The following is a 25930-nucleotide window of genomic DNA, read 5'->3' as shown; positions in this document are numbered from 1 at the left end:
GTCAAAAGGATTTGTCCAAATGTTTGACGCGTTGAGACGTACGGTATTCTGTGCGCTTGTCACGGTGGCAATTGGCGCCATCGCAACCCCCTCCTTCTCGCAAGGCCCGACCGAGGCGCAAAAGGCAGCCGTCAAGTCGGCCTGCCGCTCCGATTATATGGCGCATTGCTCCAGCGTGCAGCCGGGCGGGGAAGCAGCGCTGCAATGTCTCGCCAAGAACATGTCGAGCCTGTCGTCGAGCTGCCAGAGCGCGGTGCGCGCCGTCGAAGCTTCCGTGACGCCAAAGAGCGAACCCGCCAAGAGCGAAACCACCAACACCGAGGCCGCGCCTGCTGCGGCGCCGAAGACCGGGACGACCGCGGCTGAGCCCAAGGGCGAATCCAAGCCTGCGGCAACAGCGGCAAAGAAGCCGACCAGCGCGCAGGTTTCCGCGATCCGCAGCGCCTGCCGTGGCGACTATACGAAGGTTTGCGCGGGCGTTCCGACCGGCGGCGCACCGGCGCTGGAGTGCCTCCAGAAGAACAAGGCCAGCGTTTCGGCGGCCTGCGGCAAGGCGCTTGCAGCTGCAAGCGGCGACACCGCCGCGCCGGCTACGAGCGGGGCCCCGACAGCGGCCGGAGTGGCGCCTGCGGCTGCTCCGGCTGCGATCGTGCTGCGGCCGATGCGACCGCGCGAAGAACTGTTCGTGCTGCGCTCGGCTTGCGGCGCCGACGTCCGTGCCCTGTGCGGAGGTGTCCCGCCCGGCGGTGGCCGTATCATGCAGTGCATCGCCGACCGCGCGGCCGATCTGTCCCCGGCCTGCCAAGAGGTGCTTGCGCCGTTCGCGGCGCGTTAAAAACTCGCATCGGCAGCCGAATAGCGGCCGCCGGTCATTCGCCGCGAAACGCCAGGATAAGCTGGATCATGCGGACCGACAGCGCAATGTAGAACACCGACATCACGATCTGCCATGCCACATGCCAGTTCACCTTCGCGAGCCTGTAGAGGCCGTCGATGAAATTCAGAAGCAGGATGATGATGCCGATCAGCATGACGCCGCGGCCGACCAGGCTGTGGCGCAGATATCCGAATAACTGAATAGCCGGCTCATTACTCGACACGTGAGCACCTGCCGAAATGATCAGCGTTCCGATGATGATCTTCTCGACGTGGGAAACGATCTCTTTGAAAATTGGCTCGACATTCTCGGCATAGAAGGCAAGCCACCTGACTCTGGGTTCTGCCATGGGTTCTCCTTGCAAGAGGAAGCGGTGACCGAAATCAGCACAAGGCCATCACTACAAAACCATCAATACAACGAGTCTTCGGCCGTGAAGCAAGCTGGCGGAAGGCCGACCAAGGTGAAGCACTAGGGAATCGAAGGAAAGGAAACGACCAATGCTACGCATCACGATCGCTACCGCAGCCTTGCTGTTTGCCTCCAACGCCCTGGCGCAGCAACTGACGGCCGCCCAGCGCGACGCCTGCGGGGGCGACTATGGAAAATTCTGCAAGGGCACCACGCCCGGCGGCGGGCGGATCATCGCCTGCCTCGCCGCGCACAACGATCAGCTGACGCCGGCCTGTCAGAAGGTCCTGGCAACGGCTGAGAAGAAGTAGGTTTTCATCCGCAGAACATTGCCGACAACAAACATTCCAAGGGAGAACAACATGCGCTCATTGCTCTACGCAGGCGCCACCCTGCTCGCCTTTGCGGCTTTCATGATTCTCCAATCCGGCGCGGCCAGCGCCGCGGTCTGCGCCAATGGCGTCTACCGCGCAGGCTGCGCCGGGCCGCGTGGCGCGGTGGTGGTCAGGAAGCCGGTCGTCGTTTGCAAGACGGTCTGGGTCGACGGCGCCAAGGTGAAGCGCTGCTCTTAAGCTGATCCGGTCAAAACACTAAAGTTTCAGGTAGCGCCGGCGAGCCGCGGGCGCTACATTGGCCCCAAAATTGTAAGTATACTGTCGATCAGGGAGGCGATTGTGCGTATCGCCGTTATCGGCGGAGGCCCCGGCGGCCTCTATTTCAGCTATCTCTGGAAGCAGCGCCATCCGGATGCAAACGTCGACCTGTTCGAACAGAATCCGGCCGACGCGACCTGGGGGTTTGGCGTGGTGTTCTCCGACCAGGCGATGGAATTCCTGCGCGCCGACGACCCCGAAACGGTCGATGCGATCGCGCCGAAAATGGAAAGCTGGAAGAACATCACGCTCAACCTTCGCGGCAAGAGCGTCGAAATCGATGGCGTCGGATTTTCCTCGATCGGCCGGCTGGAGTTGCTCAAGACGTTGCAGACGCGGGCAGCATCCGTCGGTGTCGTCCTGCATTTTGACACGCAAGTCACGCTCGATCAGTTGAACGGTTACGACCTGATTGTTGCGGCCGATGGCCTCAATTCGCTGGTGCGCCGCGCCTTCGAGGGCGATTTCGGCTTCTCCGTCTCCTACTCCACCAACAAATTCGCCTGGTACGGCACCCACAAGCGGTTCGAGACGCTGTCGCAGACCTTCGTGGATACCGGACGCGGAACGTTCAACGCGCATCACTATCGCTACGCCGACGACATGAGCACGTTCCTGGTCGAGTGCGACCGCGCGACCTGGGACCATTACAGTTTTGCCTACAAGGACGCCGACCAGTCCAAGGCGATCTGTGAGGAAGTATTCGCCGAGGCGCTCGGTGGCGGCATGCTGATCTCAAACAAATCCGCGTGGCGGAATTTTCCCTGGGTGTGGAACGAGCGCTGGTCTTTCAAGAACATCGTCCTGATTGGCGATGCGCTGCATTCGGCGCATTTCTCGATCGGCTCCGGCACGCGGCTGGCCATCGAGGACGCGATTGCGCTGGTCAAGGCACTGGAGGCGGAGGCGCATGTCACGACGGCGCTTGCGCGTTACGAGGCCGACCGCAAGCCGATCGTAAAGAAGCTCGTGACCGCGGCGCACACCAGCGCCGACTGGTACGCCAACTTTGCGGAGCACATGAAGCTTGATCTGATGGATTTTGCCTACAGCTACATCACCCGCTCGGGGCGGATCGACGACGCGCGTCTGCGCACGATGTCGCCCGCTTTCATGACCCGCTACGAGGCATCGCAGCCGAAGTCCGCCGACGGAGACCCGGCATGACGTCGGCCACCTCACTTGAAATCGCAGACCAGGTGCCTCCCGACAGCGATGGCGCGCGCGAGATCGGCTTTTCCGTTCCCGAAACCTACAATGCGAGCCGCGTTCTCTTCGACAACCTCGACAAGGGAAACGGCGACCGGCTTGCGCTGACCGGTCCGCTTGGCAACGTGACTTACGCGGCGCTATGTGCCGAAGCTTCGCGTTGGGGCCACGGGCTGGTCTCGCTCGGTCTCAAGCGAGGCGATCGCGTTCTGATGTTTCTCGACGACACGCCGGCCTATCCGGCCGCGTTCTTCGGCGCGGTACGGGCGGGCTTCGTGCCGCTCCTGATCAACACGCTGACGCCGCCCGATCTGTTGCAATTCTACCTGTCGGATTCAGGCGCGACCGTCGCTGTTGCCGACGCGGAATTTTGCGCGCGATTTGACGATGTCGCCTGCAAGGACACGGCGCTGCACACACTCATCGTGGTCAATGGCGAGGCCGGCGACCACGCCGTTCCAAACACGGTCGTGTCGAAAGACTGGCTGCCGAAATTTTTCGCCGATCTGACCGAGGCCGATACGCACCGCGATGAAATGGCGTTCTGGATGTATTCGTCGGGCTCGACCGGGCGACCCAAAGGCATCGTCCATCTCCAGCACGACATGGCCTATAGCGACCGGGCCTATGCGAAGAACTTCCTCAAGCTGACGGCCGACGACATCTGCTTCTCTGTGCCAAAGATGTTCTTTGCCTACGGCTTCGGCAACTCCGTCACCTTTCCATTCGCCGGCGGCGCGGCGACGCTGCTGCTGCCGGGCCAACCGAGGCCGCAAGCCATTTTCGAGGCCATTGCACGCTACCGCCCGACCGTCTTTTTTGGACTGCCGACACTCTACACGTCGCTGACCAAGGCTGACGGTGCCGACAAAGCCGACTTCTCCTCGCTGCGCATGGCGGTTTCGGCTGCCGAGGTGCTTTCATCCGAGGTCTTCAACGGCTGGAAAAAACTGACCGGCCTCGAGATCATGGAGGGACTCGGTTCAACCGAAGTGCTGCACATTTATCTCTCGAACCGCGCCGAGAACAAGAAGCTCGGCGCCGCCGGCCTTCGCGTGCCGGGCTACGAGATCGCGCTGAAAGACAGCAACGGCAAGGAGGTCGGCGACAACACGGAAGGCATTTTGTGGGTACGCGGCGATTCCAATACGCCGTTGTACTGGAACCGGCCGGACAAATCCGCGGAGACCATTCGCGAGGGCGGCTGGATCTATACCGGCGACCGCTTCGTGCGCGACACGGACGGATTCTATTTCTTCCGTGGCCGTGCCGACGACCTGATCAAGATTTCCGGCCAGTGGGTCTATCCGCTCGAGGTCGAACTGTGTCTGGCCGAACATCCCGGCGTGCGCGAGTGCGCGGTGTTCGCCGCCGAACTGCCGGACCGGCGCATGACGCTGAAAGCCGTCGTCGTCATGAACAAGGCGGCGGCTGACGAACTCGAGACGACAAAGCTGCTGCAAGACTTCGTCAAGGCGAAGCTGTTGCCCTACAAGTATCCGCGCGAGATCAGGTTCGTCGACGAGTTGCCGAAGACCGGCACCGGCAAGATCGACCGCCAGGCTGTGATGCGGATGTGAACCTTCAACAAACTCCGTGTCGTCCCTGCGAACGCAGGGACCCATACTCCGCGGCGGATCTTTTCAAAAAAGTAGACAACGAGCAGCCTGGAAAAACATTACCGTCCGTGGTTATGGGTCCCGGATCGCGCTCGCTTCACTCGCTTGTCCGGGACGACGGAGATAGTTGATCGCTACGCCTTCAGCCCCGTGCCGCCATAGAGCCAGGCGAGTTCACCGCACCATTCCTCTTGCGACTTCGCACTCATGACGGCGTTGCGCAGCCGCGCGTGTTCGCCTGACGGATGATAAATGTGCTCGCCGATGACGCGGGACATCATCTGCACGCGCGCGGTACGCGGAAAACGCTGCTCGCAGTATTTTTGCAAGCCACGTTCGTGGTCGCTCGCGTGGCTCCCCAACATATGCGACAGGCACACCGCATCTTCCATCGCCTGACAGGCGCCTTGCGCGAAGTATTGCAGCATCGGATGGGCGGCGTCGCCGAGCAGTGCGACACGGCCATCGACCCAGCGTTCGGTCGGATCGCGATCGCAAAGCACCCAGAGTTTCCAGTTGGTGCCGTGGCGGATGATCTCAAGCGCCCGCTCGTGAATATGCGCGAATCCCTTCATCACCTCTGCTTCGCTCACCGGCTTGCCGGCAACCGGTTCCGGCGCATCGTTGTGGCAGGTGATGGCAAGATTGAACACTTTCCAGCCTGACAACGGATAGTGCACGAGATGGCATTTCGGACCAGCCCAGAGCGTCGCCGCGTTCCAGCGCAAGTCCTCCGGCATCTGCTCGGTCGGAATCACCGAACGGTAGGTGGTGTGGCCGGAGACCCGCGGCTTGCCGTCGCCGACGACCTGCTTGCGGATGTTCGACCATAACCCGTCGGCGCCGATCAACAGCGAACCGGCCACGCGATCGCCCGAGGCGAGCCTTGCGGTGACCGACGAGCCGTCCTGGTCGTAACCGACAACTTCGGAGCTGACGCGCAAATCGATCAGATTGCTGTCGCGGCAGGCTTTCAGAAAGACGCCGTGCAAGTCGCCGCGATGCACCACGGCATAGGGGTTGCCGAAGCGCGTGCGGAAGGCGTCGCCGAGATCGACGTGGCAGATTTCCTCAGCGGTCATCGCGTCCATCAGCCGAAGCTGATCGACGTAGACCGCCATGTTGCGTGCGGCTTCGCCGACGCCGAGATAGTCGAAGGCGTGAAAGGCGTTCGGCCCGAGCTGAATACCGGCGCCGATCTCGCCCAGGGACGAGGCCTTTTCGAGCACGATTGAACTGATACCCTTCTGCGCGAGCCCCAATGCGACGGCGACTCCGCCGATGCCGCCACCCGCGATCAAGACCGGTTGCGTGCCAGCGCCCGACATCAGCCCACCTTCCCCAAATGCTCCAAGGCGTCCTCGGCGCGAAGCGGCACGCGCGAGGCCTCGTTGTTGAGATCGACGAGCTGCTCGAGCAACGTCAGCAGCGTCTTGCGGTCGGCTGGCTTGAGCGGCTGCAAGATCCGCGCCTGGACGCGATCGACCGACGGCAGGATGTCACGCAACAGGTTGGCGCCGGCCTTGGTCAGGTACAAAAGCTTGACCCGCTTGTCCTCGGGCGCGGGCTTGCGTTCGATATAGCTCTTGGCTTCCAGCCGCTCGATCACGCTGCCGAGCGTCGAACGATCGAAGGCGATCACCGCAGAAAGACGCGTGGCGTCGATGCCAGGATGGGTACGGATCGCGATCAGCGCGGCATATTGCACCGGCGTCAGGTCGAAATCCCTGCATTCCTCGATGAAGATCGCGACCGCGATCTGCTGCATCCGGCGAAAGAGATAGCCGGGCGCGGTGTAGACCGCGTCCATTGTGACATTGTCCTTGTTATTCGGCATCGGGCTGCCGCTCCGGTGCGGCGTCGGCAAACGCCTTGAGCGCTTTCGCCGCCGTTTCCGCTTTCAACAGGCGCGGGAACGCCGCGACGTCCACGCCGAAGCGTCGCGCATTGGCGAGTTGCGGCACAAGACAGAGATCGGCAAGGGTCGCCGTGTCGCCGAAGCAGAACGGCCCGGCTTCGCGGGCGATCAGCTTTTCGCACGCGCCAAGGCCTTCGCGGTTGGCCCATGCCGCCCACTCCGTGACTTTCTCTTCCGCAAGTCCGAGTTCGCGCAACCTCGCCAGGACCTTCAGGTTCTGGACCGGATGGATATCGCAGGCGATCGCTTGTGAAAAAGCACGGACCTGGGCGCGGCGGAGCCGGTCTTCCGGAAGCAGCGGCGGCGTCGGGTGGGCTTCATCGAGCCATTCGATGATCGCGAGCGACTGGGTGAGAATGACGCCATCATTGCCCTGAACCGTCGGAACCAGGCCTTGCGGGTTGAGCGCCAGATAGTCGGGAGCGCGCTGTTCGCCCTTGCGCAGATGGTAGCTCAGGTGTTCCGCACTTAACCCCTTCAGGTTCAATGCGATTCGCACCCGATAGGACGCGCTGCTGCGGAAATAGCCGTGCAGCTTCATCGCGAGACCTCCCCTTTTATTTGTACACCGGCCTTGCCGGCCTTGATTGACGCTAACCAAATTGGCAGTATACTGTCAATCAAGAAACGAATAACAGCGACAACCGCAACGGGAGAAGCTCATGGAAGCCGTGTCGAAGACGCCGGAACGCGAGGCGTTCTACAAGAAGATCGACGGCGAAAATCTTACCGCGCTGTGGACCGTGCTCGGCGACCTGGTGACGCCGGAGCCGAGAAGCGCCTGCCAGCCGCATCTGTGGAAGTTCGACGCGATCCGCGCCTACATGAACGAGGCGGGGAAACTGATCACCGCCAAGGAAGCCGAGCGGCGCGTGCTGGTCCTGGAAAATCCGGGATTGCGTGGCCAGTCGAAGGTGACGACCTCGCTGTTTGCCGGCGTGCAGATGGTGGTGCCGGGCGACGTCGCGCCGGCACATCGGCACAGCCAGTCGGCGCTGCGCTTCGTGCTCGAGGGCCAGGGCGCCTATACCTCCGTCGATGGCGAGCGCACGGCGATGTCGCCGGGCGACTTCGTCATCACGCCGGCCTGGACCTGGCACGATCACTCCAATGAAACCTCGGAGCCGATGTTCTGGCTCGACGGCCTCGACATCCCAATGGTGCAGTTCTTTGACGCATCCTTTGCCGAACCGTCGAAGGAAGACCAGCAGAAGCTCACCCGTCCCGCAGGCGACAGCTTCGCCCGCTACGGCCACAATCTCTTGCCGGTCGACGAGAAACGCAAATCCAAGACCTCGCCGATCTTCAACTATCCCTATTCCTACACGCGCGAGGCGCTGGAAGCGGCGAAGCAGCGCAACGAATGGGACGCCTGTCACGGCCTGAAGCTGAAATTCTCCAATCCCGAGACTGGCGATTTCGCGATGCCGACCATCGGCACCTTCATCCAGTTGCTGCCGAAGGGTTTCAAGACCGCGCGCTATCGCTCGACGGACGCGACCGTGTTCGCGGCGATCGAAGGCAAGGGCCGCACGCGGGTAGGCGACCAGACCTTCGAATGGGGACCGCGCGACCTGTTCGTGGTGCCAAGCTGGCAGTGGGTGACGCACGAGGCCGACGCCGACTCGGTGCTGTTCTCGTTCTCCGACCGTCCGGTGCAGCAGAAGCTCGACCTGTTCCGCGAGGACAGGGGAAACGCGTAAGGCGCGTTACGGATCTATCCACCGTCATGCCCGGGCTTGACCCGGGCATCCATGACTTACTTCTCGCGACGACGAAGACGTGGGTGGCCGGGTCATAGGCGAGCGGAAGCGACGCCGTTCTTCGAACGGCTATGCCCGGCCATGACACCTATGGTGGGACACCACTCTCACCGCCAGCGCAACAGCCGCCGTTCCAGCCAGCTGACCAGCCATCCGACCACAAGGCCAAACAGCGACAGGATGACGACGCCGGCGAGCAGTTGATCGGTCTGCATCAGGTTGCCGGCCTGCAACACGAACGCGCCGATGCCGTATTCGGCGCCGATCATTTCGGCACTCACGACCAGCAGCAGCGCCACCGACGCGGTGATCCGAAAACCGGCCAGGATCGACGGCAATGCGCCCGGCCAGACCACGCGGCGGACGATCGCAGAAAACGGCACGTTAAAACTCTGCGCCATCCGGATCAGGTTGCGCGGCACCGCATCGACCCCGCTATAGACCGCAATCGCGGTGGAGAAGAAGACGCCGAGCGCGATGGTTGCGATCTTCGGCTCTTCGCCGATCCCCAGCCACAAGATCAGAAGCGGCAGCAGCGCAATTTTCGGGATCGGAAACAGCGCCGAAATGAAGGTGATGCCGACGCTCCGCGCCAGCGTGGATAGTCCGATCGCGAATCCGACAATAATGCCGGCCAGTGTCCCCAGTAGCCATCCGGTGCCGATGCGCAAAATCGAATAAGCCAGGTGCCGCCAAAGCGCGCCGGACAGCGCGAGTTGAATCATCGCGCGCAGAATCGCCAGCGGCGTCGGCAGAAACACCGGATTAATCAGCGACAGGCTGCCGGCGAGTTGCCAGAGTCCAATCACGACCGCGATCGCAACAAGACCGGCATAACGCGATGTCTGCGGCAGGAAGCCGGCGCCACGAAAGCCGACGTCGCGCAAGTCGCCGCCGCTTGCTTGTGCCGGGCTCACCTCGTCGTTGCCACGCTCAACCACGCTGAACCTCGCGTTCGACATCGATGGCTTCGGTCCGGATCAACGACCACAGCTCGTTTTGCAGCGCGAGCAGTTTTTCCCGCGCATGAAGCTCGCCGCGCTCGGCGCGCGTCATCGGAATGGGTACGACCTCACGCACGCGGCCGGGGCGGCGCGACAGCACCACGATGCGGTCGGCGAGACGCACGGCTTCTTCGAGATTGTGAGTGACATAGACCGCGCCCATCGTGGCATCTGCGAGCAAGCGGACGAAATCTTCCATCAGCAATTCGCGGGTCTGGGAATCCAGCGCCGACAGCGGTTCATCCATCAGCAGTATAGCCGGGCGAACAGCCAGCGCCCGCGCGATCCCGACGCGCTGGCGCATGCCGCCCGAAAGCTGCTTCGGATAGGCTTTGCGAAAATCCGACAGCCCGGTGCGGGAAAGCGCGTCATCGACCACCGCGCGCCGTGCCGCAGCGTCCACGATCGCGTTCAGTAATGGGAATTCGACATTCTCAGCCACCGTGCACCACGGCAGCAGCGCAAAATCCTGGAACACGAAGGTCAGCGGATTGAGACTTTCTGGCGGCGCTACGCCGCGCAGTTTTGCGACGCCGGAAGATGGCTCCAGCAGTCCGCCAAGAATCGAGAGCAGCGTGCTCTTGCCGCAGCCGGAAGGGCCGACAACCGCCACCACCTCGCCGGCGCGCGCCGTGAACGACACGTCGTCGAGCACGTCGAGCGCGCCGAAACGATGGGAGATATGGTCGGCGATCAGGTCCATGCTGCCCCTGGCTACTGCGTGGCCTCATGGTTCTCCCGGCGATGCAAAGCATCGTCCGGAGACGGGCCTCGTCTATTTGCGCCATTCGCTGACGGCCTCGCAAGAGCACGGCCGGCTCGGGCGCCTTGCACTCCTCACCATGAGGGAAAGTCTTGATCTCCGCGGATAGCACGATCCCCTCATCCTGAGGAGCCGCAACGCGGCGTCTCGAAGATGAGGCCGACAGGCTTTTCAGTAAGGCTTCACAAAATCGCTGGCGATGATGGCCTGCGCCGTTATCCCTTTGTCGACAAAGCCCTGGCCTTGCAGCCATTCGATCTGGTTGGCGACGTCCTTCACGTCCAGCCTGCCTTCGGGATCGACATAGGCGCAATTGCCCACGACCTGTTCCAGCGGAAGGTTGGTGTATTTTGCGATGATCTCGAGCAGTGGCCGCGTCTTGTCGTTGATCGGGGCTTCGCCGCCGGCAACGGCCGTCAGAATCACGTCGTGATATTCGCGGTCGGCGCGTTCGAGCGCCGCCTGGAATTTCGTGACGAGCGCTGTCCTTTCCAGCGTCTTCGGCGAGGCAAACACCGCCCCCACCTGCCACGGCGTCTCATCGCCGACCCAGCCGAGTTGCTTGATGCCGCCTTCGTCCAGCAGCTTTCGCGCCGCCGAAATCGGTAACAGCGCCGCATCGACCGTCTCGCCCTTCAGCGCGGCACCGACATTGGACAGCGACTGCATCGGCAGGAGTTTCATCTCGGCGAGTTTGAAGCCGTATTTGTCGGCCAGTAGCCCCAGCGAGTAATGGAAGCTCGAGCCGACCTGCGTCATCGCGATGCGTTTTCCCGCCAAATCCTTCGGCGTCCTGAGTCCGCTCGCATAGGCCTTCTCGGTCGCGAAATAGCCGATCAGGGGAAAGCCTGCCTTCTCGTGGCTCAGGCCGCCGATCACCTTCAGCGTTCCCTTGCCGGCGAGATTGTAGAGACCAGCTGTCAGCGACGTGATGCCGAAATCGATGTCGCCCGAGACAACCGCGACCGCCACCGGCTGCGCGGCATCGAAGAACTTCAGCTCGACATCCAGGCCAGCGTCGCGAAAGTAGCCCTTGTCCTGCGCGATGAAGACCGGCGCCGACGAGGACAGCCGCAAGACGCCGAGCTTGATTTTCGTCTCATCGGCTCGCGCGGTCGCCACTGCGGTCAACGACAGCAGCAGGCACAGAAAAATAGGGCCTATTCCCCTCGTCCAGCCATTGGCGCGGCGAGCGGATTTTTCAATTGATAGGAAGGGCAAGTCGGATTTCCGGTGGATGGGACGATTATAATGCCCTGAGACGAGCTTTTTTGCTATCGAAGATCGGCATCGTTGCGCCATAGCTGCGATGTCAAACGCGAAAGCAGGGCATGAACATCATTGAACCGAAAAGCGCCGTTTTACTGGCCGGCCTGCTATCCTGCGCCACGCTTGCGCTCAGCGTTTCTTCCGCCGCCGCGGTGGAACAATGCCGGTTCATCCAGGCCAAGCCGGAACGCGAGGCCTGCTATGCGCGGCAGGAGGCTGATCTGGCGGCCAAGCGCAACAAGCCGGAGCCGAAGCGCGACACGACGATGGAATCGCTCCAGCAGATGAAGCAAGAGGACGCGGAACTGAACCGTCAGCTTCACGGCATCTGCCGCGGGTGCTGAGCGCGCGTGTCGCGTCCCTGAGTAGCTGCACTATCCTAAGCACACAAAAGCCCGGCACTGACAGGCTGTGTGAGAACTGGGGCAAATCAGATAGAGAGGCCGCATCATTAATGATGCGGCCTTTTTCATGCGCTACATTCGAGGTGGGGACCGTAACCAGGCGAGTTTTTTGCCGGCACGGATCGATGATTACGTTGCCGCTGATGCGGCGGTGCGGGTAATCGATGCCTTTGTTGAAGGTCTCGATATGTTCGGGCTCGGCTTGGTTCGAGCGACACCGGCGGCGACCGGGCGGCCCGGCTATGACCCGCGCGATCTTCTGAAGCTCTATATCTACGGGTACCTCAACGAGGTTCGTTCGAGCCGCAAGCTGGAACGCGAGTGCCGGCGCAATGTCGAACTGATGTGGCTGTTGGGGCGGCTTGCCCCCGACTTCAAAACAATTGCGGACTTTCGGCGGGACAATGCAGCCGGGATCGTAGGGGCATGCCGGGCCTTCGTGCTGTTCTGCCGCGAGCAGGGACTATTTGCGGCCCGTCTGGTGGCCCTCGACGGTTCGAAGTTCCGGGCGGTGGCGAGCGCCAAGCGGATTATGGGCGAACGCAAGGTCGCCGAAGAGGCCGGCCGGATCGATCAACAGATCGCGGCTTATCTTGCCAACCTCGACAGCATCGATGCGGGCGAGCGGGCCGATAGCGATGCGGAACAAACGGCTGCGGCTCTCCAGGCTCTCAGGGCACGCCGCACCGACCTTGATGCTCTGGCGGCGCGACTTAAGGCGGAAGATCGGACTAGTCTTGTAGAAGGTGAGCTCGATGCGCGGCCGATGGGTAAAGGGGCAGGCTCCAAGCCTCCTTCCTACAATGTCCAGACGGCGGTCGATGCTGCGACGGGGCTGATCGTCCACCATGAGGTTACAACCGAACCCACCGACAACCGGCTGCTCCATCCGATGGCCAAGGCGACGAAGGATGCGGTGGCGGCCGATACGCTCACGGTGGTGGCGGACGCTGGCTATTCGAACGGAGCAGACGCGGCAGCCTGCGAGAACGATGGCATCACGCCTTGTGTGCCAGCGAACCGGGCCGTCAACAATCAAGGCGACTTCTTCGACCGCACGGCCTTCATCTATGAGCCGCAAACCGACAGTTTTCGTTGTCCGGCGGCCCGAACACTGGTGCGCAAGCAAATCCTCACCAGAAAGCAGAGCGTCTTGTATATCGCCGACGATTGTTCGGGTTGCGCGCTCAAGCCGAGATGCACCCGCGTCGAGCGCCGCTTCGTTCAAAGACACCTTTACGAGGACGCGCTTCAACGCATGAATGCCCGCGTCGAAGCCGATCCACACCTCATGCGGCAGCGGCGATGCGCGGCTGAACACCCGTTCGGAACCATCAAGCGGATGACGGCTGGCGGCAGGTTCCTCACCCGAGGCCTTACCAACGTCAAGACTGAAGCCGCCCTCAGCGTTCTTGTCTACAACATCATGCGGGTCATCAATCTCATCGGCTCGCAAAGCCTCAAGATTAGGCTCGCCTGACCCTAAAAATTAAAAAAGAGGCCCCGGATCACCGCAGCCTCTCGTTTCCACACAGCCTGCTGAGGCCGGGCTTTCGAATTCGTCTCTGATCGGCGATCAGTTGAAGTGGTAGTTCACGCCGAAGCGAACCGTGTCGAAACGATTGTTCCAAGAGTATGCGACGGGGGCAACACTACTGAAAGGATTGCCATTAAATAAAAAGTTGCCACTCGCGGAGCTGCTGCCGAGATCGATATGCAGGTATTCCACCTTGGCGGACCAGCCGCGCGTGAACATCCATTCTGCTCCCACACCAGCCGCCCAACCCGCCTTGGTTTGAGACACGGATGTAGGAAACGAATCTGTGGCTGGATGTCCGTTGCTAGTAAATACATCAACCACATTTCCCGAGTGGCTGACTTCGCCATAAGCCAACCCGCCAGTGCCGTAGAGCAAGAAATTTGGCGTCACGGTAACACCCAGACGGCCGCGCACCGTGCCGAACCAATTAAGTTTCGACTCTGATGATGCCGTGATAGTTTCATCTGCCGCCAAGTTAAACGACGTAGCAGTTGGGCCCTGCGCAGTGCCCTTGATGCCGGAGCCTTGAATGTCGGCTTCGAGACCCGTGACGATCGACCCCATCTGCCAGTTGTAACCAATCTGGGCACCGCCGAAGACACCGTTCACGCGATTGGCCAAAGTTTGGTTCAATATCCCGAAGGGTGTTCCAGGAGCGCCTACCGCATCGCCGAACGTCATATCGCCATTCCCCCAGCCGTATCCGACGTTGCCGCCGATGTAGAGGCCGGCCCAGCTGCTCACCACAGGCGCATATTCCGGCGCCTTGGTGTAGACCGGCGCGGTGCGCGCGGCGAGATCGGCGGCCGAGGCCTGCGGTGTGATCGCGAGGACAGCGAGCGCTGAAGAGATAGCAAGAAGACGTTTCATGTGAACAAGCCCCGAAGCGAACGGTAGTGAATTCGATCGCGTCGCTATAGACGAGCGTCGAAACATGATGAGCAACATACGACGCATTCGCGCGCGTCAGCCGCATTTCTATTCCGCTGTGAGACTTTTGCGCATCTCATTCGATCGGGGGAGACGACTCGAAAATTCGCGCTGCGTTCAGCAGACGATGGGTTCCGTCCACTTCGCGAATTCATCAAGAATTTCGGCCATCACCTCGCGGTCGTTGCGGCCCGAACGCGCCAGCACGTGGAACGAATGGTCGGCGCCTTCCTCAAGATGCAAGGTCGCACGCGGACCGAGCCGTTGTACGACGGGTTCGATCAACGCCACTTCCGCCAACGTATCTCGCGTGCCCTGTAGAAACAGCAAGGGAATGTCGATCTTCGCGAGATGCTCCGCGCGTTCGATCGACGGCTTGCCGGCCGGATGCAATGGAAAGCCCACGAACGCAAGGCCGCGCACGCCAGGCAACGGCGCTGCCGCCTGGGCCTGCGAGGTCATGCGGCCGCCAAACGATTTGCCACCCGCGATCAGGCCAAGGCCGGGAAAGGTTTCGGCCGCCTTTGCCACTGCTGCGCGCACCGCTCCTTGCGCGACCGCCGGCGGATCCGGCCGCTTGCTGCGTTTTTCCATGTAGGGAAACTGATAACGAAGCGTCGCGATGCCGCGTTCGCACAGACCTTTCGAAAACGCCTCCATGAACGAATGCGTCATTCCGGCGCCCGCGCCATGGGCGAACACGTAGCACGCGCGCGGCGTATCAGGTGAAACCAGCAGCGCCGAGACCGGTCCTGACTTTCCGGTGTCGATCGTCAGGCTCTGCGACGCGCAATGTTTCATCGCGCTTTGGTCGCTGCAATCAGCGCTGAGATGTTGCCGGCATCGATCCGGCGGCGGACGGCATCCGGCAATTCCAGCGCATCCAGCGCACGGATGGTTTCGCGCACCAGATAGCTGCCGCCTTCGGCGTCGAACGGGAAGTCGCTGGCGAAAACCACCTTGTCGGCGCCGAAATATTCGAGCCCGCACCGCGTCGCGCCGACCGCTCCTGATAACGCGGTGTCGGCAAAGAACATCTTGAAATAGTCCTGCGCCTTGCGTTTCAACGGTCCGGGCAATAGCGCGGCATCGGCGGGCGGCGTGCGCGCACCCATCTCCAGATCCCAGCCTTGCACGATGCGGCCTTCGAAATAAGGAATCATCGCGCCCATGTGGTGGGTGATGATCTTCAAGTCGGGATGACGATCGAACAGGCCGGAAAATACCAGCCGCGCCATCGCGGCAGAGGAGTCGTAAGGCCAGCCGAAAGCCCACCAGATCTCATAGCGTGACTTGGTCTCGGTCGGGTAATCAGGCGTCGGCCCACGGATCGGATGCAGCCAGATGACAAGACCTCGACGGGCGATCTCGGCAAACACCGGCTCAAAACGCGGATCGTCGAGCGGAGTACCGCGCATATGGGTGCAGAGCTGAAAGCCGACCGCGCCGTTTCGATCCGCGCGATCGATCTCGGCAAGGGCCGCATCGACGTCGTGCAGCGCCAGTGCCGCGGCAAACGCCGGAAAGCGATCGGGATGGCGCGCCACCAGTTCGGCAAGGCCGTCGTTCATCAGGCGCATCAGATCGACCGCGGCCTGACCATCGGCCAGATCCTCGATCGCCGGCATCGAGGGCGTGAGCAACTGCCGATAGCCTTCGAAGCCGTCCATCAGGCGAAAGCGATGGTCGAGATCGTAAAGCGACGTCAGCTTGAGCCAGCGCTTCAGCGGGCCGGTCGCAGACGCCACGGTCTGAAGCTTCTCGAAATAGGCTTTCGGAAAAATATGCGTCCAGGCGTCGATCCGGCCGGGCATCAACGGGCTTCATCGAAAATGAAGGAAACTGGCGATCCCGGCATGACTCGAACATGCGACCTACGGTTTAGGAAACCGTCGCTCTATCCAGCTGAGCTACGGGACCGGAGCCTTCCGCTTTCGGCAAGCGGCATCTCGGCCTCCATTTACCAGAGCCGCTGATGGACCGCCAGTGCCCCTCCAGATTCCCTGCTTTCCGGCGAGCCAAGATGACATGACGATGTCGCAGCCGGCCTCCCCACTTACTAACGGCGAATTAATACCAGGTTGATAGACAAGCGCGGATTCCCGAATACGAAGGGGCAGGCGGATGCGCCATCTCACGGTCTATCAGCGTCTGGCGATGATTATCGCGGTGCTTTCGATCACGTTCTTCGCGGTCTCGGTCGCTCAGGTGCTGGTGCTGCGCGATACCGTCATGGACGAGCGACGAGCAGCGGTGCGCAACCTCGTGGAAGCGGCACAGAAGATCCTGGCGCATTACGAGGATGAAGCAAAAGCGGGCAAGATGTCGCCCGATCAGGCTCGTCAAACCGCATTCGCTTCGATCGGCGCGATGCGTTGGGGCGAATATTCCGATTATGTCGGCATTTACGGCGCAGGAAGCGCCGATGCCGGCGTCACCTATGTGCACGGCAATCCGAAATACGTGAACGTGAACCGATGGGAGTTCAAGGACAGCCAAGGCAGGCTGCTGATTCAGGACATCGTCCGGACGGCACGTTCGGGCGGCGGCTACGATGAATATATGGCGCCCCGCTCCTCGGGTGGCCAGGAACTTCGCAAACTCTCCTACGTCGGTTCGTTCGGAACGGGAGACAAGCAACTTGCGCTCCAGGCCGGCGCCTACGTCGATGACATCGACGCGGCCGTCTTTCATCGCGCGCTGTGGGCCGCCGTTGGCGGCCTGGCCGGGCTCGCCGTGGCGGCCTGGCCGGGCTCGCCGTGGCTATATTGGTCGGCTTCTGGCTCGGCCGCGGCCTGGTTGTTCCGCTTGCACAGGCCTGCGGCGCCATGGACGAACTGACCAAGGGCAATCTCGGCTTCGACATCCCCTTCACGGACCGGAAGAACGAGATCGGCCAGATCGCCCGCAGTCTCCGCATCTTCAAGGACCACCTGACCGAGACGACGAGGCTTCGTGCGGAACAAGAGGAGTCGAAGGTTCGTGCGGCACAGGACCGGCGCGCCGTTCTTGCACAGATCGCAGACGAATTTGAACGCAATGTCGGCGGCGTCATCCGCGGAACCGCTCAAGCTGCGGGCGAATTGGAAAGCTCGGCATCATCGATGACCGCCATCGCCGACGGCGTCACCGATCAGGGCACGAAGGTGGCGGGCGCCGCCGAGCAAACGGCTGCCAACGTGCAGACCGTCGCCGCGGCAGCCGAGGAATTGTCCTCCTCCATCCACGAGATCTCCCGACAGGTGACGCAATCCGCCTCGATTTCGCAGAATGCGGTTCAGCAGGCCGCCCGAACCGGGACCATGGTTGAAAGCCTGGTGAGCGCGACGCAGAAGATCGGTGAGGTCATCGCTCTAATTCAGACCATCGCGGGACAAACCAATTTGCTCGCGCTCAATGCGACAATCGAATCCGCGCGTGCGGGAGAAGCCGGAAAGGGCTTTGCGGTCGTCGCCAACGAAGTCAAGGCGCTGTCGGCACAAACCGCCAAGGCGACCGAGGAGATCACGAGCCAGATCGGCGCCATCCGAGATGCGACCGGCGCGACCGCCGGTGCTATTCACGAAATCGGCGCCACGATCGGCCAAATGAACGAAATCACGAATGCGATCGCCGCCGCCGTCGAGGAGCAAGGCGCCGCGACGCAGGAGATCGCCCGAAGCGTGCAGCAAGCCTCGCAGGGAACGCAGGATGTCCTGCAGAACATCTTCGGCGTGCGCGAGGCGTCGGGTCACGTTGGGGCCGCCTCGACGCAGGTGCTCAATGCGGCCGGACAGCTCAGCGCACAATCCGAAGAGCTCAAGAGCGTCACCGGAAAATTTCTGTCCGGCATCCGGGCGGCCTGACCCTCAGCGCTTGGACGGCGGCGCGCCGGCCATCAATAGAGCTTGCGGACGGTCGCGCTCTTCTCCGTGGCATCGGGTCCGCGGAATGTGCCGAACACGGTATCCAGCGTCGGGTTGCTGACGCCGAACCAGTGCCTCTCGCTGATGAAGTGATGGCGCAAATGATATTGCTTGATCCACCGGCCGAAGCGCGTTCGCGGCTGGTACGGAATATGGGCGACATAATGCACCCATTCGTAGTGCAGGATCGCGAGCATCATTCCAAACAGCGCCGAGGCCGAGGCTTCCGCGCCGAAGATCAGCGCAAAGATCCCGGTCGCAACCGCGAGGTTCGGCGCCAGAAACCACAGCGGCAGGAACAGAAGATCAAGCCTGTTCGGTTCAACATGGTGGTCGTAATGCAAGCGATGCTGCATCTTGCGTAACCACGGCCACGGCACTGGCGGCGCATGAAAGGCAAAACGGTGCATGCCATATTCGCTGAGGTAGAACATCAGCGCGCCGAGGATGATAAACAGCGGCATCGGCGCGATCGCGCCCGACAGAAACGCCAACACCACGACGACCACGCCCACAATGAGCGCGGTGATACTGCCGTGACGAAGGAAGACGAGGAACATCGCAGGTAGCTCCTCTCAGGTCGGACTCGGAAGCGCACCTGCAAGGGTACGAAGGACGACTGACGAATTCAATATCGCGAATTCAATATCGGGTTGGGGAGCAGACAGCCATCCCCGCAGCACTGTTCGCAGGTGCAAAACCGGGCACGCCCATGACGATCTCACCGCCCGCGACGACCCGTTCGCTATCTGGCAGGACCGCCAGGGCGCTCCGGATGCAACGACGCTTTCTGGGTTTGCATTTCCAGGACGAGGGCTGAGATCCTCTCAATGGTCAATTGGTCGGTCATCGCTGAAATCACTTTCTTGTAGTGCCCGATCTTTTCGTCGAGTCGCTCGCAACGATCGCACATCTATAAGTTCCATTGATTGGCAGTCGGCGCTGACCGCTGCTTAATATGACGGCGGAACTGCAAATTGGTTCACCACTGTAGCGAGCAAAGCCGGGCAGAATTGGCACCGATGTCTACACATCATCGTCAACGCCGGTGTCCGATATGGTTGGCGCAACATCCGCCCTGTAGGTTCCTCATCGAACATAACGGCAAGGGACCTGACATGAAGCCTCGCGCGACGACAGCGGCAACGACCTCCGGGCTATTCGGCCTCTTCCGCCAATCGTCGCTGGCGGTTGTTTCCGCGGCGCTGCTCGCCGTCGCTGCGCCTGCGCTGGCGCAATCGGGGCCGCTGGCCGGAGATGCCGCGTTCGGCGACTGGCGCACCGACAGACCGGGGCTGGTACGCCTGATCCGGCCCGCGGATTTGCCGAAGCCGGGCGCGACGGCCTCGTCCGCCAATGTCTCGCATGTGGTGCCGCGCCCCGCCGGCGCGATGCCCAAGGTGCCCTCGGGCTTCAAGGTCGAACTGCTCGCCGAGGGGCTGAGCGGACCGCGCGAAATCAGGACGGCGCCGAATGGGGATATTTTTGTTTCGGAAACCCGCTTCGGGCGAATTCGCGTGCTGCGGCTTTCGGACGACGGCTCGAAAGTCGTCAAGAACGAAATCTTTGCCAGCGGCCTCAGCCAGCCCTTCGGGATCGGCTTCTTTCCGAGCGACAAGCCGCAATGGGTTTACATCGCCAATACCGGCAGCGTGGTTCGCTTCCGCTATCAGGATGGCGACCTGACAGCCGCCGACAAGCCGGAGACGGTGGTCGCCGAGCTGCCGCGTGGCGGGCATTCGACCCGGGACATCGTCTTCACCAGAGACGGGAAGCGGATGCTGGTCTCGGTCGGCTCTGCCAGCAATGATGCAGCAGGGGTTCAAAGCAGCCCCTCCAGTGATTCAAAGTCCGTCCCCGGGATCAGCCTGGGTTACGAGACCCGCCGCGCCGACGTGCTCTCGTTCAATCCGGACGGCACAAGCGAAAAAGTCTTTGCCACCGGCATCCGCAACTGCGTAGGGCTCGCGGTTCACCCCACGACCGGTGACCCCTATTGCTCGACCAACGAGCGCGACGGACTTGGCGACGACCTCGTACCCGATTACGTCACCCGGGTGCGCGAGGGCGCATTCTTTGGCTGGCCGTGGTTCTACATCGGCAACCACGAAGATCCGCATCACGCAGGCGAGCGGCCCGACCTGAAGGACAAGGTCACCGTTCCCGACGTCCTGATCCAGCCACACTCCGCCTCGCTCGGACTCACCTTCTATGACGACAGCGCGTTTCCGGCTGAATACCGCGGTGACGGCTTTGCCGCCGAGCACGGCTCGTGGAACAGGGCCCGGCGCACCGGCCACAAGGTGATCCGTATTCGCATGAAGGACGGCCAGCCGACCGGCGAGTATGAGGACTTCATGACCGGCTTTGTCATCAACGATTCCGAGGTGTGGGGACGGCCGGTCGGTGTGACGGTCACGCGCGACGGCGCCCTCTTGGTTTCGGAAGACGGCAATGGCGCGATCTGGCGCATCACGCACTAGAAATTCGCCGCACTAGCGCGTCGTTCGTGGCGCGCCCAACGCGCAGCCTCGCAGCACGGGGGATGTCAAGTCCGCTCCGCCAAATGTGCACCGATCGTTTCGGGGTCGACAAGTCCACCAATAATGGCGACAATCCGCGGCATCATCGACTTCTCGCATCCATTGCAGGACATCGTTTGACTGCACCACGTCACCAGATCGTCCTGATGGCTGCCATCGTCGGCTGCGCCGCATTTGCGTCGTCGCAGGCCGCGGCACAATGGTGGTCGCGCGGCCCCGCGGATTTCGAGGAATGCGCCGACATCGCCGAGAAGAACCCGGCCAAGGAAGCCAGGGCCGCCGCGCTTTCCGAATGCAACGCCAAGTTCGCCGGCCGCCGCAAGCCCGGCGGCGGCTACGCCTATTTCGATTTCATGCAAAACAAGAATTTCGACATCGCGGGCCCTAACCCGACGCCGGAAGAACAACGGCATATCGACGAGCAATATGCGATCTATCTCGAAAATCAGCGACGCAGCAGCATCGCAGCCGCCTTCGCGGCAAAGCAGCAACAATTGCAGCAGGCTTCGCTGAACAGCGAACCCGAAAAGGCGCCGACTGCGACGAGCAGCATCGCCAAGCAGCCGCCAAAGGCGACCACCGACCTCAGGCGGGTCAGGCCGATCGGCTGCCCGAAGCATTCCTTTTCATGCGAGTGGCCGCGGCTTTCCGAAGGCATCAGCGACATCAAGAAGGTGCTGTTCGGGCAGTCCAGCAGGGACAAGCGCAGCTGACGTTGAAATTATAGCGTTGAGAAATGCTAGCGTTTTGCGACGCCGGAGCGGATCTGCGCCACCGACAGACGCGGCGAGCCCTCGCCCTTTGCTTCGGCAGCCCTGATCAGCGCCACGATCCGCCGCGACAGCGGCGTTTTCAGTCCACGCCGGGCGGCGATTTCGGTGACGACGCCCTGAAGGTAATCGATCTCGGTGCGGCGGCGGCGCTCGAGGTCTTCCCACATCGACGAGCGCGCTTGCGGGTCGATCTTCATCGCCGGCGCCAGCGCGATCTTGAACAGAGCGTCGGGCAGGCGTAGCAGATGCGCCGTCCAGCCCGGCGGCACCGGCGTCGGCGATATCGGCTTGATCCCGTCGGCGCGCACCGCCATCAGGCCCTCGGCGATCTGGTCGGCAAACAAACGCCGCCAGTCCCGACTGCCGAGTTGCTCACGCAGCGGCAATCCGGACAGCGCATTGATCGCGTTGTTGAGGTTGACGAGCAGCTTGCCCCATTGCACGCCCACGATGTTGTCGGTCGGGCGCATGACCAGCCCCGGCACCGAAAGCCGGGCTGCATGATTGGCCGCGTCGCGCTCGATCACGACATCGCCCGACGTGGCGCGATGAAACCGCCCTTCCCCGGCTGCGATCACATTGAATGGCACCATGGCGGCAAGCACCTTTCGGCCAGGCAACCGGTCGCGCAACGTCGCGGCATTGGCGACGCCGTTCTGCAAACTGACCACGACGGCATCCTGCGGTGCGCAACGGGCGATGGCATCGGCGATATCAGCGGTATCGGCGCTCTTGACGGTCACCAGCACCACGCTTGCATCAGTGAGAATCTTCGGATCCTCCGACAGCCTTACTTGCCGAGATGCCACATGCCAGCTTGAGCCTTCCAGGCTGGTCAGGGCGAGCCCGAAGCGCTCGACCTCTTCAATGACGCGCGGACGTGCCAGGAACGACACGCGGCGGCCGGCAGAGGCGAGCAGGCCGCCGACAAAGCAGCCGATGCTGCCGGCACCCGCCACCACGATCGGCCCATCCCGCATCATGTGTTGCCCACTAAAAATTTCAGCAAATCCGCGTTGCACCGGCTGCCTCTGGTAGCCGACCTCGGCGCGCTTGTCGCCTTGTAACCGTCATACCGCGCCGATAAGCTTCGTGTGGCGGGGCGGATTATCGGCAGGAGATGACGATGGGCTTACTCGACGTATTGAATGGAATGCAGAACGGTCCGCGCGGCCCCTCCACCCCTAGCGCGCAATCCGGCGGCGGGATGTCGCCGATGACCATGGCGATCCTGGCGCTGCTGGCCTACAAGGCCGTCAAGCACGTGACGGGCTCCACGGCGTCACAGTCGGCACCCGCGCCCGCACCATCCCCGGCTCCCGGTGGAGTTGGTGGCGGACTGGGCGGCAGCCTCGGTGGTGGAGGTCTCGGCGGCCTCCTCGGTGGCGTCCTTGCCGGAGGTGCGGCGGGGAGCGTCCTGAGCGGCGGACTGGGCGACCTGCTCAAGCAATTCCAGCAAAACGGTCACGGCGATACCGCCAATTCCTGGGTGAGCCCGGGACCGAACAAGCAGATCGCGCCGGGCGATCTGGCTAACGCACTTGGCTCCGACCAGATCAACCATCTGATGTCGCAAAGCGGACTGTCGCGAGAGGAACTGCTGAACGGACTGAGCCAACAGCTGCCCGACGTCATCAATCATCTGACACCCGATGGCCGGCTGCCGACGGATGACGAATTATCGGGCCGGCTCTAAACGAGTTGGTAATTTCTAGTCGGGCTTTTCGAGCAGGAGGATCGTCATGAGCGGAATTATCTGGATCATCATCGTCGGATTTGTTGCCGGCATTATCGCGCGGCTGCTCTCGCCGGGCCCTAACAACCCGAGCGGCTTCATCCTCACCACCGTGCTCGGAATTGTCGGCGCGTTTCTCGCCACCTTTATCGGCCAGGCGATCGGCCACTACGGCCCGGATCAGGGCGCGGGCTTCATCACCGCAACCATCGGCGCGCTGATCGTGCTGTTCATCTGGAACAGGCTGGTGGCGAGCGGCGTGCTCCGGGACTTCAACAGGTAGCGGCTAACACCGCCGTCATGCCCGGACTTGATCCGGGCATCCATCTACCTTCGCCAAGAGACTTCTCAGAGAAAGATGGATTGCCGGGTCATAGGCGAGCGGAAGCGACGCCGTTCTTCGAACGGCTACGGGCGAGCGGAAGCGACGCCGTTCTTCGAACGGCTACGGGCGAGCGGAAGCGACGCCGTTCTTCGAACGGCTATGCCCGGCAATGACGGTTCACGTAATCAGGTGCGCGCCGGCGTCGATCCGGACCGTTTCGCCGGTCATGTTGCCCGACTGAGGCGTCGCGAGAAAGCAGACCGCGTTCGCAACATCTTCCGCTGATGAGGCGACCTTCAGCGGCACCTTCGAAATCACGGCGTCGCGGACCTTCGCCGCGCCGTCAGCGCCGCGGCCCTTGGTAAACCAGGGCGTGTCCATGTAGCCGGGGCACACGGCGTTGACGCGAATGAGCGGCGCCAGCGCACGCGCCAGCGACAACGTCATCACGTTCAGCGCGCCCTTGCTCGCGGCGTAAGCGACCGATGAGCCGATACCGCTGATTCCGGCGACCGACGAGACATTCACGACGGCGGACGCGTGGCTAGAGGCGTTCGCACCGGCTTCCAGCAGCGGACGGGCGGCGCGCACCATCTGGAACGGCCCGATCGTGTTGACGCCAAACAGCCGCTGAAAATCTTCCGCCGACAAGCCATCGAGATTGCCATGCGCAACGTGCTTGGTAATGCCGGCATTGTTGATCAGCGCATCGAGCCGCCCCCATGGCACGGCCGCGGCCACGATCTTCCGACAGTCCTCGTCGCGCGACACGTCGCCCTGAACCACGACAACCTCACCGCCGGCGCTACGGCAGAGATCGGCGGTCTCTTCGGCCTCTTTCTGGCTGGAGGAATAATTGATGACGATGCGTCCGCCGCCTCTGGCGAGAATGAGCGCGGTCGCCGCGCCAAGGCCCGAGGCAGAGCCGGTTATGATTGCGCAGAGACCATCCTTCGACATTGCGTGTTCCTCTCGAATGTTTGTGGCGATCTAGCACAGGGCCGGACGCAAGAGAAACTCCATTGCGCGGAATAACTGCGATCCGCCGCGCTCGCTTCATTCCGCGCCCGCAGGGCCCTTTGCAATCACTAGCGCTTGTCAGGACTTGGCCTTTTCCCCATCATGGCCGCCAAACAAGAGCCTTCGAGGAACGCCGTGGAAGACGCCGAGAACATTGTTGCGCAGACTGCCGAGCGGATATTTGCCGATTTGGCCGATGCGCAAACCATCAACAGCGACAAGAAAGGGAGCTGGAAGGCCCCGCTGTGGCGGGCGCTGAGCGAAGCCGGCCTGCCGCTGTCCTGGGTGGCTGAAGAATATGGCGGCTCGGGCGCCACGCTCGCGGAAGGTTTTGGTGTCCTGAGCGCCGCGGGGCGTTCCGCGCTTCCCGTTCCGCTCGCGGAGACCATGCTGGCGGGCTGGCTGTTGTCACTCGGCAAGATCGCCTGCCCGGAAGGCGAAATGACGCTGGTGCCGGCCGGTCCGAAAGACCGCATCACGCTCAATGGTGACGCGACGCTATCGGGGCGCGCACGCGGCGTTCCCTTTGCGAAAGAGGCCAGGCATATCGCGGTGCTCGCGCACGACGAAAAAGCAAAGCCATCGATCGCGCTCGTCAGCGCGGACAAATGCCGGATCGAATCCAGCCTCAATCTCGGCGGCGACCACACCGATATCGTCACCTTCGATCGCGTAACTCCTGTCGCGGTCAAGCCCGCGCCCGACGACTTTGACCTGACCTCGGCTCTCCTGATGGGCGCGGTGGCACGCAGCCTTCAGATCGCGGGCAGCCTTGAATCGATGCTCGAGATCAGCGTGCGATATTCCAACGAACGCGTCGCCTTCGAAAAGAAGATTTCGAAGTTTCAGGCGGTCCAGCACAACCTGGCGAGGCTCGCGGGCGAATCGGCGGCGGCGCTCGCTGCCGCAACCTCGGCTGCGGACGCGCTGGCCGATCCCGCAACTCCGAAAGACGCCGCCTTTCTCGAAGCTGCCTCCGCCAAGATCCGCTGCTCGGAAGCAGCCGAGAAGGCGGCCGCGATCGCCCACCAGGTTCACGGCGCGATCGGCTTCACCATCGAGCACATCCTGCATCGCTATACGCTGCGGGCACTGGCCTGGCGCGACGACTTCGGCTCCGAGAGCTACTGGGCCGTCGAACTCGGCAAGCGTGTTGCCGCCAACGGCGCCGACGAGCTGTGGCCGCTGGTGGCCTCGCGGTGAGCATGATCCGGAAAAGTGGAAACCGGTTTTCCGAAAAAGATCATGCTCAAAAAAGAGAACTTCGCT

At 62.3% G+C, this 25930-nt stretch carries 28 protein-coding genes and 1 tRNA gene; 15 read left to right on the top strand and 14 right to left on the bottom strand.

The annotated features are described in order from the left end of the window. Positions 1-19: 19 nt before the first annotated feature. The gene (locus BUA38_RS15595) at positions 20-835 is read left to right on the top strand and encodes a hypothetical protein (RefSeq protein ID WP_072818986.1); all 816 of its coding nucleotides are present in this window, start codon (positions 20-22) and stop codon (positions 833-835) included. A 34-nt stretch (positions 836-869) separates the two neighbouring features. On the opposite strand, the gene BUA38_RS15590 is transcribed toward BUA38_RS15595, so the two are convergent. Further along, the gene (locus tag BUA38_RS15590; RefSeq protein ID WP_072818984.1) at positions 870-1226 is read right to left on the bottom strand and encodes a hypothetical protein; all 357 of its coding nucleotides are present in this window, start codon (positions 1224-1226) and stop codon (positions 870-872) included. Between the two features lie 151 nt (positions 1227-1377). Between BUA38_RS15590 and BUA38_RS15585 the strand changes: the two genes are divergently transcribed. The 4 genes from BUA38_RS15585 (at position 1378) to BUA38_RS15570 (ending at position 4730) form a co-directional block, all read left to right on the top strand. Further along, the gene (locus BUA38_RS15585) at positions 1378-1599 is read left to right on the top strand and encodes a cysteine rich repeat-containing protein (RefSeq protein WP_072818982.1); all 222 of its coding nucleotides are present in this window, start codon (positions 1378-1380) and stop codon (positions 1597-1599) included. A 51-nt stretch (positions 1600-1650) separates the two neighbouring features. After that, positions 1651-1860: a hypothetical protein gene (locus BUA38_RS15580; protein ID WP_072818980.1), complete on the top strand. Its 210-nt coding sequence runs from the start codon at positions 1651-1653 to the stop codon at positions 1858-1860. 102 nt (positions 1861-1962) lie between these two features. Continuing rightward, positions 1963-3108, top strand: a complete 1146-nt coding sequence (locus BUA38_RS15575; RefSeq protein ID WP_072818978.1) for an FAD-dependent monooxygenase — start codon at positions 1963-1965, stop codon at positions 3106-3108. Then, positions 3105-4730 carry a benzoate-CoA ligase family protein gene (locus tag BUA38_RS15570; RefSeq protein WP_072818976.1) on the top strand — a complete coding sequence of 542 codons (1626 nt, stop codon included), beginning with the start codon at positions 3105-3107 and terminating at the stop codon, positions 4728-4730. The genes BUA38_RS15575 and BUA38_RS15570 overlap by 4 nt, the downstream gene beginning before the upstream one ends. A 173-nt stretch (positions 4731-4903) precedes the next feature. On the opposite strand, the gene BUA38_RS15565 is transcribed toward BUA38_RS15570, so the two are convergent. From BUA38_RS15565 to maiA, 3 genes are read right to left on the bottom strand one after another with little or no spacing between them, the layout of a single operon-like run. Continuing rightward, positions 4904-6097, bottom strand: a complete 1194-nt coding sequence (locus BUA38_RS15565; RefSeq protein WP_072818975.1) for a 3-hydroxybenzoate 6-monooxygenase — start codon at positions 6095-6097, stop codon at positions 4904-4906. Continuing rightward, positions 6097-6606 (bottom strand): MarR family winged helix-turn-helix transcriptional regulator, encoded by a 510-nt coding sequence (locus BUA38_RS15560; protein WP_072818973.1) that lies wholly within the window; start codon positions 6604-6606, stop codon positions 6097-6099. The genes BUA38_RS15565 and BUA38_RS15560 overlap by 1 nt, the downstream gene beginning before the upstream one ends. Continuing rightward, the gene (gene maiA, locus BUA38_RS15555; RefSeq protein WP_072818972.1) at positions 6596-7228 is read right to left on the bottom strand and encodes a maleylacetoacetate isomerase; all 633 of its coding nucleotides are present in this window, start codon (positions 7226-7228) and stop codon (positions 6596-6598) included. Before maiA ends, BUA38_RS15560 begins: the two co-directional genes overlap by 11 nt. A gap of 121 nt (positions 7229-7349) precedes the next feature. Between maiA and gtdA the strand changes: the two genes are divergently transcribed. Continuing rightward, entirely contained in the window at positions 7350-8390 is a 1041-nt protein-coding gene (gtdA, locus tag BUA38_RS15550) for a gentisate 1,2-dioxygenase (protein WP_072818970.1), read from the top strand. A gap of 167 nt (positions 8391-8557) precedes the next feature. On the opposite strand, the gene BUA38_RS15545 is transcribed toward gtdA, so the two are convergent. The 3 genes from BUA38_RS15545 to BUA38_RS15535 form a co-directional block, all read right to left on the bottom strand. Further along, a complete protein-coding gene (locus BUA38_RS15545; RefSeq protein ID WP_083587592.1) occupies positions 8558-9412 on the bottom strand; it encodes an ABC transporter permease in 855 nt (284 codons plus the stop codon). Further along, entirely contained in the window at positions 9384-10157 is a 774-nt protein-coding gene (locus BUA38_RS15540) for an ABC transporter ATP-binding protein (protein ID WP_072818968.1), read from the bottom strand. The genes BUA38_RS15545 and BUA38_RS15540 overlap by 29 nt, the downstream gene beginning before the upstream one ends. 231 nt (positions 10158-10388) lie before the next feature. Then, entirely contained in the window at positions 10389-11381 is a 993-nt protein-coding gene (locus BUA38_RS15535) for an ABC transporter substrate-binding protein (RefSeq protein ID WP_072826151.1), read from the bottom strand. A 167-nt stretch (positions 11382-11548) separates the two neighbouring features. On the opposite strand from BUA38_RS15535, the gene BUA38_RS15530 reads away from it, so the two are divergent. Beyond that, positions 11549-11830 carry a hypothetical protein gene (locus BUA38_RS15530; protein WP_072818967.1) on the top strand — a complete coding sequence of 94 codons (282 nt, stop codon included), beginning with the start codon at positions 11549-11551 and terminating at the stop codon, positions 11828-11830. A gap of 127 nt (positions 11831-11957) precedes the next feature. Further along, positions 11958-13370, top strand: coding sequence for an IS1182 family transposase (locus BUA38_RS15525; RefSeq protein WP_072816799.1), 1413 nt, complete (start codon positions 11958-11960; stop codon positions 13368-13370). A 96-nt stretch (positions 13371-13466) separates the two neighbouring features. Here the strand turns inward: BUA38_RS15525 and BUA38_RS15520 are convergent, their stop codons facing one another. The 4 genes from BUA38_RS15520 to BUA38_RS15505 all read right to left on the bottom strand — a co-directional run bounded on the left by BUA38_RS15520 (position 13467) and on the right by BUA38_RS15505 (position 16280). Further along, positions 13467-14300: an outer membrane protein gene (locus tag BUA38_RS15520; protein ID WP_072818965.1), complete on the bottom strand. Its 834-nt coding sequence runs from the start codon at positions 14298-14300 to the stop codon at positions 13467-13469. Positions 14301-14477: 177 nt separating this feature from the next. Next, positions 14478-15161, bottom strand: coding sequence for an alpha/beta family hydrolase (locus BUA38_RS15515; protein WP_072818963.1), 684 nt, complete (start codon positions 15159-15161; stop codon positions 14478-14480). Next, a complete protein-coding gene (locus BUA38_RS15510; protein WP_072818961.1) occupies positions 15158-16174 on the bottom strand; it encodes an amidohydrolase family protein in 1017 nt (338 codons plus the stop codon). The genes BUA38_RS15515 and BUA38_RS15510 overlap by 4 nt, the downstream gene beginning before the upstream one ends. A 29-nt stretch (positions 16175-16203) precedes the next feature. Beyond that, positions 16204-16280, bottom strand: a tRNA-Arg gene (locus tag BUA38_RS15505). A gap of 204 nt (positions 16281-16484) precedes the next feature. On the opposite strand from BUA38_RS15505, the gene BUA38_RS38035 reads away from it, so the two are divergent. Together BUA38_RS38035 and BUA38_RS38030 are read left to right on the top strand one after the other, a co-directional pair. Continuing rightward, positions 16485-17201: a cache domain-containing protein gene (locus BUA38_RS38035; protein ID WP_244553259.1), complete on the top strand. Its 717-nt coding sequence runs from the start codon at positions 16485-16487 to the stop codon at positions 17199-17201. Continuing rightward, a complete protein-coding gene (locus BUA38_RS38030; RefSeq protein WP_244553258.1) occupies positions 17120-18205 on the top strand; it encodes a methyl-accepting chemotaxis protein in 1086 nt (361 codons plus the stop codon). The genes BUA38_RS38035 and BUA38_RS38030 overlap by 82 nt, the downstream gene beginning before the upstream one ends. 32 nt (positions 18206-18237) lie before the next feature. On the opposite strand, the gene BUA38_RS15495 is transcribed toward BUA38_RS38030, so the two are convergent. After that, positions 18238-18825, bottom strand: a complete 588-nt coding sequence (locus BUA38_RS15495; RefSeq protein WP_072818959.1) for a sterol desaturase family protein — start codon at positions 18823-18825, stop codon at positions 18238-18240. A gap of 558 nt (positions 18826-19383) precedes the next feature. On the opposite strand from BUA38_RS15495, the gene BUA38_RS15490 reads away from it, so the two are divergent. Both BUA38_RS15490 and BUA38_RS15485 read left to right on the top strand, forming a co-directional pair. After that, positions 19384-20748 (top strand): PQQ-dependent sugar dehydrogenase, encoded by a 1365-nt coding sequence (locus BUA38_RS15490; protein WP_072818957.1) that lies wholly within the window; start codon positions 19384-19386, stop codon positions 20746-20748. A gap of 206 nt (positions 20749-20954) precedes the next feature. After that, a complete protein-coding gene (locus BUA38_RS15485) occupies positions 20955-21521 on the top strand; it encodes a hypothetical protein (RefSeq protein ID WP_072826150.1) in 567 nt (188 codons plus the stop codon). A 26-nt stretch (positions 21522-21547) separates the two neighbouring features. Here BUA38_RS15485 and BUA38_RS15480 read toward each other — a convergent pair whose 3' ends face one another. After that, on the bottom strand, positions 21548-22564 hold the full coding sequence (locus BUA38_RS15480; protein WP_072818956.1) for a 2-dehydropantoate 2-reductase: 1017 nt from the start codon (positions 22562-22564) through the stop codon (positions 21548-21550). A 143-nt stretch (positions 22565-22707) separates the two neighbouring features. On the opposite strand from BUA38_RS15480, the gene BUA38_RS15475 reads away from it, so the two are divergent. Together BUA38_RS15475 and BUA38_RS15470 are read left to right on the top strand one after the other, a co-directional pair. After that, positions 22708-23277, top strand: a complete 570-nt coding sequence (locus BUA38_RS15475; protein ID WP_072826149.1) for a YidB family protein — start codon at positions 22708-22710, stop codon at positions 23275-23277. A gap of 46 nt (positions 23278-23323) precedes the next feature. Next, positions 23324-23599 (top strand): GlsB/YeaQ/YmgE family stress response membrane protein, encoded by a 276-nt coding sequence (locus BUA38_RS15470; protein WP_072818954.1) that lies wholly within the window; start codon positions 23324-23326, stop codon positions 23597-23599. 219 nt (positions 23600-23818) lie between these two features. On the opposite strand, the gene BUA38_RS15465 is transcribed toward BUA38_RS15470, so the two are convergent. Beyond that, a complete protein-coding gene (locus tag BUA38_RS15465; protein WP_072818953.1) occupies positions 23819-24601 on the bottom strand; it encodes an SDR family NAD(P)-dependent oxidoreductase in 783 nt (260 codons plus the stop codon). 162 nt (positions 24602-24763) lie between these two features. Between BUA38_RS15465 and BUA38_RS15460 the strand changes: the two genes are divergently transcribed. Continuing rightward, complete coding sequence (locus tag BUA38_RS15460) at positions 24764-25864, top strand: acyl-CoA dehydrogenase family protein (RefSeq protein ID WP_425304957.1); 1101 nt, start codon at positions 24764-24766, stop codon at positions 25862-25864. The last annotated feature ends 66 nt before the right edge of the window (positions 25865-25930 follow it).

Origin of the sequence: Bradyrhizobium erythrophlei, assembly GCF_900142985.1 — a bacterium.
Classification (GTDB): Bacteria; Pseudomonadota; Alphaproteobacteria; order Rhizobiales; family Xanthobacteraceae; genus Bradyrhizobium; species Bradyrhizobium erythrophlei_B.
The sequence above is the reverse complement of the archived record's forward strand: the minus strand, read 5'-3'. Positions and strand labels throughout refer to the sequence as shown.